Raw genomic sequence first — 12,559 nt, 5'->3', positions numbered from 1 at the left:
TGCCTCAATCGATTGGTCGTCGAATGTAAGTTTCTTCGTCGATTTGTTGGTAGCAACATTTTTGGAAGAGTCGTTGAGATGCACTATTTGCTTTCAATACCGTAGCATGTAGAGTGACATCAGGATGAATTGCATCCACAATACTTAGAGCTTTAAACGCAATCCCTTTTCCATAGCTTTTAGGGTCAAGAAATATTGATACCAAATAATGTCCAGGTTCTGTTCTATCTAAGCGTACTGCTCCAACTTTATTGCCGTCATCCCTACTAACAATCATGTAAAAGTAGTCAGAGGCTGATTTCAGTTTTTTAAACATCCAAGCTTGGTGCTCAACCCATGTAGGGACCTCAGGAGTCAATGCGTACTTTCTCGTCTCTGGGTGACACTGCCATTCATAAATCAATGCGATATCTTCTTGCGAAGCAGGCTTGAGAGATAATCCATCAGTCGTCTCATCAAGTAACAACTCAACCTCATAAGAGACTCGTCGCGCCCCCCGCCCGTCGCAAAGGGAAAGATTAGCATCTTTGAATTGGGGCCACTGCTTCAGAACTGTCAAGAACTCACTTAGCAATCGACTAGGGATATCCTCGATATCAACTTTTAATGATGCTGAATGCTTTACTAACTGCTTACAGATTAGTTGCTGGTTCTCTGCTAAAGGAACGATTACGTTGGGTAGCCCAAGACAAGCTCTTTCCCAACTTGTGGTACCTGGAGCCCCTATAGCGATGTCATGCTCTAGCATTAAACTTGCCATATCAGAGACAAAGTCGAGATGCGAAACGTCAGCTCTAGATGCACACAACTCTTTAACTTGGTCAAAGTGAGGCGCTCTAGGCGACAACAATACAGTAAACTTGGCCTCTACTTTGCCACATAAAGATTCTAATACTTTGAAAGTTGCGTTAGGAGCATCAATCCCACCCATCGATACCAGCACTTTCAGAGGATTGTTAGAAATATCTCTAGAAAGCGCTGATTCTCGCTTGCTCGCGAAATCTGATCTCAATAAAGCAAACTCACTGCCCGCTAAGACCTTAGATTGGGATGCAGAGTAAGCAGCTTCATCACGCCCTAACGTTTGATCCAAGATCAAGTCAGCTTTATGGCATCGCCCGAGATCATCAATAGCAAGCATTCGACAATCTAATGAAGCGATAACTTGCTCTTGCCATTCAATCCCGATTGCATAGTGATCAGTGACAACAAGGTCTGCATAAGTGATTTCTGTTAGGAAATCTTGCACATCTTCAGATATGCTCTTTTGAAGCCAAGCTGCATAATCGGCATCGTGAAGCGGTTCTATAACTTCCCTTGGTTTGGCAAGAGTTGTCACCTGAAATCCACGTTCACGAATAAACGCACGCATGTCTCCTTCTAATGGAGAACAAGCAAATTCGACGTCATGTCCTTTGTGCGCAAACTCTTCAGCCAAGACGAGACAACGCATAACATGCCCACTACCAACCAACAAAGATGCATCGACTCGAAAAACAACCTTCATACTTCATCCTAAATGTTAATTGGTGAGCTTTAGCACAGAAAATAAAGATTCAGCAAGCTCCCAATCTTCGGGGGTATCAATATCTTGAACTCGATTACGAGGTAAAAGTACCGCTTTCGAATGAGGAGAAAAAATAGAGTACTTTTCTAAAAATGCTCTGGTTTTCCCCCAATAAAACTGTCCTGCATCGTGATAAGCCTCTTCGAGATCTTGAGACCTTACCTGTTCATTTTCAGGGGAAAACATCGAAACAGAGCCGTCTGAATCAAGTTTAATCGCGCGTTGAATTGGGAATGGAAATGAAGTAGCACTAAAAGCAAATTGCACACCTTCGCCTTGCAAAAGTGCATAGCCTTGTTGTAAATCCTTCGGCAATACAAATGGAGCCGTTGCATATAAACAACATACAGCGTCAATATCCCAACCTTCATCTTGACACCAATGGATAGCATGAGCCATGACATCCATTGTTGTAGCATAGTCATCGGAGATATCTGCTGGACGGAGAAATGGAACATGCGCACCATGAGCCTCGGCAACGGCTGCAATTTCTGTATCGTCGGTCGAAACGATCACTTTATCAAAGCAGCCAGAGGCAATGGCAGCTTCAATAGAGTAAGCAATCATAGGTTTACCATGAAATACTTTGATATTTTTTCTCGGTATGCGCTTACTACCGCCACGTGCAGGAATAATTGCGACTTTCATTAACGCCCCTGCAATACATCAGTAAGAACTCGAACAACCGTATCTTGCTGCTCTTCACTCATCGCGTGGAACATAGGAAGAGAAATAGCTTCACGGTAATAGCGTTCAGATTCTGGGAAATCACCTTCACTGAAGCCCATTTTTTCATAGTAAGGTTGAGTATGGACTGGAATGTAGTGCAGGTTGACTCCGATACCTTTGCCTCTCAGTGCGTCAAATACCTCTTTGTGTGTCAAAGAGATCTTGTCCAACCGCAAACGAATTACATAAAGGTGAAGGCCCGAGTAGGTATTCTCCAATTGATATGGCAATACCACTGGTAAAGACTTCAATAGCTGATTGTAACGATCTGCAAGGTGATGACGAGCGGTAATAAAAGCGTCTAAACGATGCATCTGAGATACACCCAGTGCCGCCTGAAGCTCGGTCATACGGTAGTTAAAACCTAAATCAACCTGTTGATAATACCAACCACCATGGCTTTCACCCTCCATTTGCTCAGGGTCACGAGTAATACCGTGACTTCGAAGCAAAGTCATCTTGTCAGACAAAGCCTTTTGGTTGGTCATTGCTGCGCCACCTTCAGCCGTCGTAACAATTTTAACGGGATGGAAGCTAAAGACAGTGATATCCGAGTATTCGCAATTCCCTATCGGCAAGCCTTGATATTTGCCGCCAATTGCATGTGAAGCATCTTCAATGACTTTGAAGTCGTACTCTTTCGCCAGTTTGGCGATCGCCACCATATCGCATGGTTGACCACATAAGTGCACCGGCACAACAACTTTCGGAAGCTGACCTTCTGCTTTCGCTTTGATTAACTTTTCCTCAAGGCGTTTTGGACACATATTGTAAGTATCAGGGTCAATATCTACGAAGTCGACTTGTGCACCACAGTATAAACCGCAGTTTGCTGACGCGACAAAGGTAATAGGCGACGTCCAAAGCCAATCCCCCTCACCTAGTCCCAGCGCAAGACAAGCAATGTGTAATGCTGATGTAGCGCTATTTACAGCCAGGGCATAGCTTGCACCTGTATGATCGATAAGTGCTTGCTCAAATACAGGAACTTGGGGGCCCTGCGTCAGAAAATCCGACTTCAAAACGTCAATAACACTGTCAATGTCTTGCTGGTTAATATCTTGCTTACCGTAAGGAATCACTACTATTCTCACACTGTAAAGTTTGGATCAACGTGCTCTTTGATTAGCTCACGTAGGCCTTCAATACTTTCCCACTCTGTATTCGTACCTGAATTGTATTTGAAACCAAACGGTACTTTTTTCGCTTTGTGGTGTTCGAGGTATTCTTGCTCTGTATAGGTGAACGAAACAGAAGGAAGAATTGCGTAGTATTTGCCAAGGTCGATCGTATTTAGCGAATCAGTATCGGTGATCATCTCTTCATGGAGCTTTTCACCTGGGCGAATACCTACAACTTTAGTTTCACACTCAGGAGCAATAGCTTCAGCGATATCTAAGATTTTGTAAGATGGGATTTTCGGTACAAAAATCTCACCACCTAAGTGATTTTCCAGAGCGTACATCACCATGTTCACACCATCTTGCAATGAGATATTGAAACGCGTCATATCTTCATGAGTGATTGGTAGAATACCTTCTTCGCGTTTGCTCAAAAAGAATGGGATCACTGAACCACGAGAGCCCATGACATTACCATAACGTACAACGCTGAAACGGATATCTTTAGAGCCTTTGATGTTATTGGCAGCAGTGAACAACTTATCAGACGCCAGTTTCGTTGCACCATAAAGGTTTATGGGAGCGCACGCTTTGTCTGTGGAAAGAGCTACAACATCTTTTACACCGCAATGTAACGCCGCATTAATAACGTTCTCTGCGCCCGTAATATTAGTTCGTATACACTCAGTTGGGTTATATTCTGCAGTATCAACTTGCTTTATCGCCGCGGCATGGATGATGACATCAACGCCTTCACAAGCTTGAATCATACGATTTTGGTCACGCACATCACCAATGAAGAAGCGAAGTTGAGGAAAGTCTTTTGCAGGATACTTTTGTTTCAGCTCAAACTGTTTTAGTTCATCACGAGAAAAAATGATGATTTTTTTAACTTCTGGATAGCGTCCAAGAATGGTTTTAATGAACTGTTTACCGAACGAACCGGTACCACCTGTAATTAAGACTGTTTTTGAATTCAACATAATATGCTCTTTCTTGTTCAGGTTCGAAACCTGTACCTCAAATAATTTAGAATGCTAATTGCGATATTTTAGCACTTAGACAAATGTGTTGTACTAGGTATAAACTCTTAGCAATGTCCTCACTTTACATATCCTAAAAATTCACAACGGCACTTACGAGTTCATCAAAGTCCGTTTTAGACCAAATAATATTCTTACTTTTTAATTCTTTCTCAAAAGAGCGCTTTAACCTATCTAGGTTTTGATGCTTCCAGTCACCAGAAGTTTCAAAACGACACTTATCAAAATCGATAATCCATACCTTATCTTTGTCGTCGATCAAGATATTGTGGATATTCAAATCAGTATGGTTAACGCCAACCTGATGCATCTTGGCAATTTCTTGCCCTATTTTCTGATACATTTCTACCGATAAAGACTGTTCTTGCAAGATACTAACCAGATCTCTGGCGTTTGGGATTCGCTCACTTAATAAATCAGCTTGATAGAAGAGTCCTGACTTTACGGCTCTTGCTGCAATAGGACGAGGAACGTGCACCCCAGCCTCAATTAGCGCCAACAAAAGCTGAAACTCTTGCGCACAACGGGTGTTATCCCAGCCAGAGAACCAATAATGATCGTTAACTAACTTCCCAAACAAACCGCCACGACGGTAATGACGTAGTGCCGCTTGCATGTTCTCTAGTTGGATAAACCATGTCGTGCCTCGCCCTGTCGCACTGCCAACCACCTTGTCGGAGGACTGCCAGTATTCCGCATCAAATATCGGTTGGCTAGGGTCTGTAATGATCTCGTCATCAAACCAGATCACTTGGTTGTTGTTTTTATACTGTTGAATCATACGCTCACCCTCTAGCCTAAATACCGGCTGGCTAATATATACAACCAAGTAAATGCAGCAAACGCCAAAGCAACCATAACGGCAGCAGAGCCTATATCTTTAGCTCGACCACTGAGTTCATGCCGTTCAATACCGATACGATCCACTACCGCCTCAATCGCTGAGTTTACAAGCTCTACAATCAAGACTAATACCACGACCCCGATCATTAAGATACGCTCAACCATGCCGACATCCACTAGCCAAGCCAAAATCACAGCAATACTCAACAGAGCCAACTCTTGTCGAATGGCAGCTTCATGCTTAAAAGCCGCTTTTAATCCTTGGATCGAATAACCCGTCGCTTTAACGATGCGCTTTAGTCCGGTATTACCCGGCTTGCCAGATTCTTGCGATTGATGTGGTGTTGTCTTTGACATTGCAGAACACTTATCAGTACTTAGCTATATTCGAGCCGTGTATTTTACATTTATTGGGGATGTCTGCATAATTTACCTGCCTCTATTCATCGAATCAGACAATAATTATGTTCACTTCTGCCCCATCGTCACTATGCGTCTTGCGTTTGTCCGCTATCGGAGACGTTTGCAATACTATCGCCACCATTCAAGCTATTCAGAAACACTGGCCTTCGACCCAGATTACTTGGATAACGGGTAAACTTGAAGCCCAGTTATTAGCCGCCATCGATGGTGTAGAAGTGATTGTTTTTGATAAAAAAGCGGGACTTGATGGCTACAAATCACTTTGGCGACAGCTGAAAGGCAGAGAGTTTGATGCGCTATTGCATATGCAGTACGCGATTCGAGCGAGTGTCGCAACGTTGGGCATTAAAGCAAAATACAAACTTGGTTTCTCTTCTGATAGAAGCCAGGACTTTCAAACACTATTTACCAATGTCAAAGTGCCTTCCCCGCAATCTCTGCATGTCGCAGATGGCTTAATGGCCTTTGCCCATCAAATTGGGGTACCAAAGGCAGGACTAGACTGGGTACTTTCTTATTCAGACCACGACCAAGCTTGGGCAGAGTCTCATATTTCTCGTAGTAAACCTAACCTGCTGATTGTGCCTGGTGCGAGCAAAGCTTATAAAAACTGGAACGCGGAAGGTTATGTGGATGTGATTCATCACGCCAGAGCAAAAGGCTGGAACGTGATTCTGGCAGGCAGCCCTGCTCAGGTAGAATTGGATCTGGCAGAAGCCATTCAATCTCGCTTGGAAGAGCCGTGTCTAAATTTAGTTGGACAAAGTTCAATTCTGCAAATGCTTGCGTTAATAGATAAGGTTGAAATGGTCATCGCCCCCGATACCGGACCAGCACACATGGCGAATGCCATGAAAACGCCAATCATCGGGCTCTATGCACACCATAATCCGCTGCGAGTGGGACCTTACCGTTATCTAAAATACGTTGTCTCAGTGTATGAAGAAACGATCTTTGCGGAAACAGGTAAAAACAGTCACGAGTTAAGTTGGCGAACTCGCGCTAAAGATGAAACGGCAATGAACCGCATTACCAGCACTCAAGTAATGAGCATGTTCGATCAAGTCTTAGAAGATTTGTATCCTCAATACCAGTAAACTTACTGTCTTGATTTGTTAAGAAGGAAATGACCTTGCCCAAACCAACCTTAGCCGTTGCCTTAATTGTAAAAAATGAAGAGAAGCACTTACAAGCTTGTCTAGACACAGTAAAAGATTGGGTCGATGAGATTGTCCTTCTAGACTCGGGCAGCACTGATCGCACTGAAGAAATCGCCCGACAATACACAGATAAGTTTTACACCAACCTAGATTGGCCAGGATTCGGTAAACAGCGCCAACTGGCGCAGCAATACGTTACGGCAGACTACGTTTTGTGGCTTGATGCGGACGAACAAGTCACTCCAGAGCTAAAAGAAAGTATCTTACACGCGGTATCAGCCAATAAGCCGAACGTTTTATACAAACTTAATCGACTAAGCTCAGCGTTTGGTAAGTTCATCTACCATTCTGGTTGGTCTCCAGACTGGATTGTGCGCTTATATCGCACCGAATATACACAATATAATGATTCGCTCGTTCATGAAAAAGTTGATGAGAAAAACTATCAAACTGAAAAACTGGATGGTCGACTGCATCACTACACTTACGAGCACCTTCATCATTACATCAATAAAACCACTGGCTACCTCAAGGCCTGGACGGATGAACGTGAAGGTAAAAAGAAAGCGGGTTTAACGACCGCTATCGTTCACGCTCTTGCTAGCTTTTTGAAGATGTATGTTCTCAAACGAGGCTTCCTTGATGGCAAGCATGGCTTCATTCTAGCTTGGCTAAGCATGCACTCTACTTTTGTAAAATATATCGATCTCTACTTACGTGAACAGGCAAAAAAATCATGAAAACGACTTTAATTATCACCACTTACAACTGGAAAGAAGCATTAAAAGCGGTGTTAGAAAGCGTGAAACGTCAAACCGTTTTGCCTGACGAAGTAATTGTTGCAGATGATGGCTCTCGAGACGATACCAAAGCAATGGTTGACCAAATGCGTGAAGGTTTTCCGGTTCCACTGATTCATAGTTGGCACGAGGATAATGGCTTTCAGCTTTCAATGAGCCGCAACCGTGCGATCGCCAAAGCATCAGGTGACTACCTCATCATGATTGATGGCGACATGGTGCTGTCCCAAACGTTTATTGAATCACATAAGCAAGTCGCAAAACCAAATTGGTTTGTGCAGGGTGGACGTGTGTTAACGGATGAAAGCTGCAGCAAGGCCATCATGGAAAACGGCTTAGTGCCTTCCATTTTCAGCAAAGGCATTCGCAATCGTAAAAACTGCATCACCAACGCCTTGCTATCGAAATGGTTCTCTTACGAGCGGAATAACGATAAAGCCACTCGCGGTTGCAACATGGCATTTTGGCGACAAGATGTCATCGAGGTGAATGGCTTCAACCAAGATTTTGTTGGATGGGGACGCGAAGACAGCGAGTTTGTTCATCGCATGTTGAATGCGGGTAAGTCACGTCTTTACCTAAAATTCGCAGGTGTAGGCTACCACTTGTACCACGTAGAAAACTCTCGTGCGTCACTCGGACAAAATGATGAGATTTTAGAGAACACCATTAAAAACAAGCTTAAACGCTGTGAGAATGGTGTTGATCAATTTCTAGAAGCTTAAGATTATAAAAAAGGGGCGTTTCGCCCCTTTTTTATTGTTGCTGAGATAAAGCGAAGTACTTATCGGCAACCATCAATGAGATCAAACGCTCTTTACGTTTATCTTTGAACTGCTCAACCCACTGGTGCGCATTTTCAATGATCGCTAATGCTTCTTGCTCATTCGCTAGGTAATAATCCATCTTTTCGGGTAAATCCGAATAGTCATCCTTCACTTCAACATAGTGGACGCCTGCCTCTAACTTACCTTCCATAAACCAAGTCTCATATTTTGGCTTTGACATAATAACCAAGGAGTTAGACGACATAGCCCACTTAAGGTTGGTGGCCACATCATTGCCTTCTATACAGAGCAAAAACTTATACTGCAGTTGCTCTTCAATACTCATAAAGCCCTTTTCCCATGGTTTCCCTTCTACCGGGCGGGTCTGGCCAATATTGCATTGCGGATGGTTGTAAAACGCATGAATCACCTTTTTACGATGCGGCTGAAAACCCACGCCGCGCCACGCTACCATGTCCTTTTTATCTTGATAGCGAACAGGATCATCAATAAATTTAAAATGACGAACTTGATTAAGTTTCAACACCACTGAATTTTGGTTGTTACCAAAAATAGGGCGGCTTTTTATAAAGCTCGGTACATTGGGGATGTGTGTAACATCGCCGTTGATGTAGTTAAACGCAAAACTGGAAGGGAAATAGCGTACAACTTGGCGAAGATCGAAAAAATACGTCCAGCCTTTCGTTTTTTTGAATGTATCGATGGTCGAGTAACTTTGTTCTCGGCTATCAACTGAAAACGGCGTTTCACACTTATTGTAATAGTTCACCCGCTCAATACAGCGTTGCTGCTCTGCTTCGGTCAGATTCGAAAGTAAACGCTTGGCTTGTGCTCGATATACAAAGCGAGGGATAAGTATCGAGAGAGCGTTTGAGAAATAATAAGGGAACTTACTGTCTTTCATTCAGTTTTTCCCCAATCGCGATGGCTACTGGCTTGGGAACGAATTGTTCGATACTTCCGCCATGAATCGCGACTTCTCTCACGATAGTCGACGATAAAAACGCAAACTCTTCTTCAGGAGTTAAAAATACGCTCTCAATTCCTGGTAATAGCTTTCGGTACATGTTGGTCAGTCCAAACTCGTATTCAAAGTCTACCGTTGTTCGTAAACCACGAATAAGAACCTTAGCTTTCTCATTTCTCGCGAAATCCACTAATAACCCGGAGAACCCCTTTACCGTCACACCAGGTAAATGCGCTACAACGTCCTGCATCAGTGCAACGCGCTCTTCCAATGAAAACATGGTGTTCTTCGATGGGCTTGCGGCTACGCCAATCACAACCTCATCAAACATTTCGTGAGTACGTTCTATTAGATTGAGGTGACCATTGGTCACTGGATCAAAAGTGCCTGGATAAATGACTTTCATATAATTTACTAAGTTATTCGAAACTGATTGAATTATTGAGGCTCGAACGCAAGATTACAACAACTTAAGCTCGATAATAGCTCGACTTACTTCTGACACTCACTACAAAAGAAGGTATTACGTTGGCCAATCTTTAGCTCTTGAAGTCGTTCGCCGCACTCTTGGCATGGCTCTCCGGCTTTTCCGTAAACCAATAACTCTTGTGCAAAGTAACCCGGCTTTCCATCGGCTTGCGCAAAGTCTTTCAGCGTAGTCCCACCTTGCGTAATGGCAATCTCAAGTGTCATTTTGATATTTTCAACAAGTAACCCCCACTCTTGAGAAGTCAACTTACCTGCGGGCCTTGAAGGGTGAATTCGAGATTTAAACAACGACTCATTCGCGTAGATGTTCCCAACACCAACCACGACTTTGTTGTCCATGATGAACTGCTTGACGGCAACACGCTTATTTTTAGCTTTCTCTACTACATATTCCGCATTGAATTCTTCAGTTAAAGGCTCAGGCCCCATGTTTGCTAGTACAGCATGTGACTCACCAGGAGCACACCACAGCCATGCCCCAAAACGACGCGGATCGTTATAACGCAGTATTTTTCCACTGCTTAGTTTGAGATCCACATGATCGTGCTTTGCTGGCGGAAAGTCGGCGTCTAGAACACGTAAAGACCCCGACATGCCCAAATGAACAATGGCTGTACCTGTGTTTGTCTCGATCAGTAAGTATTTCGCACGACGACTAATCGCACGGATCACCTGCCCTTCCAATTTTTTAAGCTCTGTAGGAATATCCCAGCGCAATTTAGGCGTTCGAAAAGTAAACGACTGGATCGTTTGTCCAACCATGTGGGGGCTAATCCCCATACGGCTGACTTCAACTTCTGGCAACTCAGGCATTAGATTCTCCAATTCACCGGCTAATAGTTCTCGCTGCTAGCATAATCGAAAAGAAAAACGATAAATAGGGAAGCTTATTAGGGGTATAGACGCAAAAAGGCTTTACTCTGGCATAAGGTAGTTTTCATCAACGGAGATAGCTACCCATTTGTCTTGCCAGGTTTTAAATAGCCAAAAATCAGGTAAACGAAAGAAAGTCACCCGCTGCGGCTCTTCGAGATCCTGATACCAGACTTCTACCGTTTCAGGTACCGCTAGGTTAGGTTTTAAATGGTCGTACTGTTCTGAGGTAAGCTCGGTCCCTTCCAATGATTGCCAGCGTGATACAAGCTCACTGATCGGTGCATCAACTTTGATGTTGGATTGCCACCGTCCATCATGCAGCTCAAACTCCCAGCCACTATAGTACAAAGACTCCACCGTATAGTCGGAGCGAAGTACATTTGGGTAAGGGTCTGCTTGGGCTGTTAATAGGTAAGTTTTGATCCACATCGGCGCATTTAAGATCACTATAAACGCGATAATGCCCAGAATAAGAATATTGTTCCATCGGCGGCGACGAGCCGGACTCACACGCATAACCATCTCTACTCTCTTATCGTTATGAGTAAATTACCAAAGAGTATTGAGCTTGACTAGAACAACGGTGTGCAAGTGTGTAGGGAGTGGTGACTAAGCGGCAGAGGCGATCAATCAAAAATTCGAGTATAGAGTCGGACCAGTAGAATAACTTCAGCAGTGCCTTATAACCCGATGACGTACTGAGCCTTTTCTTCAGCACTTTTATTCAGGTAATAAAAAACCCAACTCGAAAGTTGGGTTTTTCAATTCATCAAAGAGACTGAAACCAATTATTTGATTTTTGCTTCTTTGTACATAACGTGCTGGCGAACTACTGGATCAAACTTTTTGATCTCAAATTTGCCTGGCATGTTACGCTTGTTCTTATCAGTTGTGTAGAAGTGGCCTGTACCTGCAGAAGATACTAGACGGATTTTCTCACGAACGCCTTTCTTTGCCATTGCTTATTTCCTCTTAAACGTTTTCGCCACGTGCACGCATGTCTGCAAGAACAGTATCAATACCTTTCTTGTCGATGATGCGCATACCTTTAGCAGATAGACGTAGTTTAACAAAACGTTTTTCGCTCTCTACCCAGAAACGATGAGTTTGTAGGTTCGGCAGAAAACGACGCTTAGTAGCATTTCGTGCGTGTGAACGGTTGTTACCCGTTACTGGACGCTTACCAGTTACTTGGCATACTCGTGACATGAATGTCTTCTCCAAAATCGTTTCAGCTCGATATCAACCTTGGTGGCCGAACCTCTCTATCTCTCGAAAAGAAGTTAGAGGTTAAGAACCGCTATGGAAAATCCATACAAGGCTATCAAAGGTCGCGCATTATACTAACTTGATATGCATTGCTCAAGACCCGAACAGATCCTTTTTACAGGTTTTCGTGATCTTTTTTTAGACAGCAGATTTTTTTAGCAGTCCAAGCTGAATTCAGTTAAAAATTTAGTGGCGTGGATGATAGCAGATTTTTAGCAACTAACAACCTAAAAAACGCACAGTTATATCCAGCCTCTTTCAGCAAAAGAGACACTTTCCCCATCTCCGATGACGAAATGGTCCAAAATACGAATATCCACCAATGCTAATGCGTCGGTGAGACGCCTTGTAATCCTTCTGTCAGCTTGGCTCGGCTCAGCAACGCCTGAAGGGTGATTGTGCGCTAGCAAGAATTAATTTTTGTATTTATGAATCCTGAGAGAAGCCAGTAATCTCAATGGATTCACAACTTCCTCCACAAAAA

At 43.5% G+C, this 12,559-nt stretch carries 15 protein-coding genes and 1 pseudogene; 3 read left to right on the top strand and 13 right to left on the bottom strand.

Annotated features, from left to right (window positions below):
* Window positions 1-4: 4 nt before the first annotated feature.
* The 6 genes from pseG to R7070_RS10855 form a co-directional block, all read right to left on the bottom strand.
* Window positions 5-1,507 carry a UDP-2,4-diacetamido-2,4,6-trideoxy-beta-L-altropyranose hydrolase gene (pseG, locus tag R7070_RS10880; RefSeq protein WP_065275030.1) on the bottom strand — a complete coding sequence of 501 codons (1,503 nt, stop codon included), beginning with the start codon at window positions 1,505-1,507 and terminating at the stop codon, window positions 5-7.
* 15 nt (window positions 1,508-1,522) lie between these two features.
* Window positions 1,523-2,215, bottom strand: a complete 693-nt coding sequence (gene pseF / locus R7070_RS10875; protein ID WP_256900483.1) for a pseudaminic acid cytidylyltransferase — start codon at window positions 2,213-2,215, stop codon at window positions 1,523-1,525.
* Window positions 2,215-3,390, bottom strand: a complete 1,176-nt coding sequence (pseC, locus tag R7070_RS10870; protein ID WP_256900484.1) for a UDP-4-amino-4,6-dideoxy-N-acetyl-beta-L-altrosamine transaminase — start codon at window positions 3,388-3,390, stop codon at window positions 2,215-2,217. The genes pseF and pseC overlap by 1 nt, the downstream gene beginning before the upstream one ends.
* A complete protein-coding gene (pseB, locus tag R7070_RS10865; protein WP_065275027.1) occupies window positions 3,387-4,400 on the bottom strand; it encodes a UDP-N-acetylglucosamine 4,6-dehydratase (inverting) in 1,014 nt (337 codons plus the stop codon). The genes pseC and pseB overlap by 4 nt, the downstream gene beginning before the upstream one ends.
* A 133-nt stretch (window positions 4,401-4,533) precedes the next feature.
* Entirely contained in the window at window positions 4,534-5,241 is a 708-nt protein-coding gene (locus R7070_RS10860; RefSeq protein ID WP_256900485.1) for a 3-deoxy-D-manno-octulosonic acid kinase, read from the bottom strand.
* A gap of 11 nt (window positions 5,242-5,252) precedes the next feature.
* A complete protein-coding gene (locus R7070_RS10855; protein WP_005395798.1) occupies window positions 5,253-5,660 on the bottom strand; it encodes a diacylglycerol kinase in 408 nt (135 codons plus the stop codon).
* A gap of 107 nt (window positions 5,661-5,767) precedes the next feature.
* Here R7070_RS10855 and R7070_RS10850 point away from each other — a divergent pair, with 107 nt between their 5' ends.
* From R7070_RS10850 to R7070_RS10840, 3 genes are read left to right on the top strand one after another with little or no spacing between them, the layout of a single operon-like run.
* Complete coding sequence (locus R7070_RS10850) at window positions 5,768-6,823, top strand: glycosyltransferase family 9 protein (protein ID WP_005384789.1); 1,056 nt, start codon at window positions 5,768-5,770, stop codon at window positions 6,821-6,823.
* Between the two features lie 35 nt (window positions 6,824-6,858).
* A complete protein-coding gene (locus R7070_RS10845; protein WP_318141210.1) occupies window positions 6,859-7,626 on the top strand; it encodes a glycosyltransferase family 2 protein in 768 nt (255 codons plus the stop codon).
* Window positions 7,623-8,411: a glycosyltransferase family 2 protein gene (locus tag R7070_RS10840; RefSeq protein ID WP_171344436.1), complete on the top strand. Its 789-nt coding sequence runs from the start codon at window positions 7,623-7,625 to the stop codon at window positions 8,409-8,411. The genes R7070_RS10845 and R7070_RS10840 overlap by 4 nt, the downstream gene beginning before the upstream one ends.
* Window positions 8,412-8,442: 31 nt before the next feature.
* Here R7070_RS10840 and R7070_RS10835 read toward each other — a convergent pair whose 3' ends face one another.
* The 7 genes and pseudogenes from R7070_RS10835 to R7070_RS10805 form a co-directional block, all read right to left on the bottom strand.
* Entirely contained in the window at window positions 8,443-9,378 is a 936-nt protein-coding gene (locus R7070_RS10835) for a glycosyl transferase family 90 (RefSeq protein ID WP_053303391.1), read from the bottom strand.
* Entirely contained in the window at window positions 9,365-9,847 is a 483-nt protein-coding gene (gene coaD / locus R7070_RS10830) for a pantetheine-phosphate adenylyltransferase (RefSeq protein ID WP_017820709.1), read from the bottom strand. Before coaD ends, R7070_RS10835 begins: the two co-directional genes overlap by 14 nt.
* A gap of 86 nt (window positions 9,848-9,933) precedes the next feature.
* Window positions 9,934-10,743, bottom strand: a complete 810-nt coding sequence (gene mutM / locus R7070_RS10825; protein ID WP_256900486.1) for a bifunctional DNA-formamidopyrimidine glycosylase/DNA-(apurinic or apyrimidinic site) lyase — start codon at window positions 10,741-10,743, stop codon at window positions 9,934-9,936.
* 102 nt (window positions 10,744-10,845) lie between these two features.
* Window positions 10,846-11,322 (bottom strand): hypothetical protein, encoded by a 477-nt coding sequence (locus R7070_RS10820; RefSeq protein WP_047103885.1) that lies wholly within the window; start codon window positions 11,320-11,322, stop codon window positions 10,846-10,848.
* 272 nt (window positions 11,323-11,594) lie between these two features.
* On the bottom strand, window positions 11,595-11,765 hold the full coding sequence (gene rpmG, locus R7070_RS10815; RefSeq protein ID WP_004410866.1) for a 50S ribosomal protein L33: 171 nt from the start codon (window positions 11,763-11,765) through the stop codon (window positions 11,595-11,597).
* A 13-nt stretch (window positions 11,766-11,778) separates the two neighbouring features.
* Window positions 11,779-12,015 (bottom strand): 50S ribosomal protein L28, encoded by a 237-nt coding sequence (gene rpmB / locus R7070_RS10810; RefSeq protein WP_005384783.1) that lies wholly within the window; start codon window positions 12,013-12,015, stop codon window positions 11,779-11,781.
* A 302-nt stretch (window positions 12,016-12,317) separates the two neighbouring features.
* Window positions 12,318-12,485 (bottom strand): annotated as a pseudogene (locus R7070_RS10805) (JAB domain-containing protein); the annotation flags it as partial.
* Window positions 12,486-12,559 lie beyond the last annotated feature (74 nt).

This window comes from Vibrio sp. 1557 (assembly GCF_033340175.1).
Classification (GTDB): Bacteria; Pseudomonadota; Gammaproteobacteria; order Enterobacterales; family Vibrionaceae; genus Vibrio; species Vibrio alginolyticus.
The sequence above is the reverse complement of the archived record's forward strand: the minus strand, read 5'-3'. Positions and strand labels throughout refer to the sequence as shown.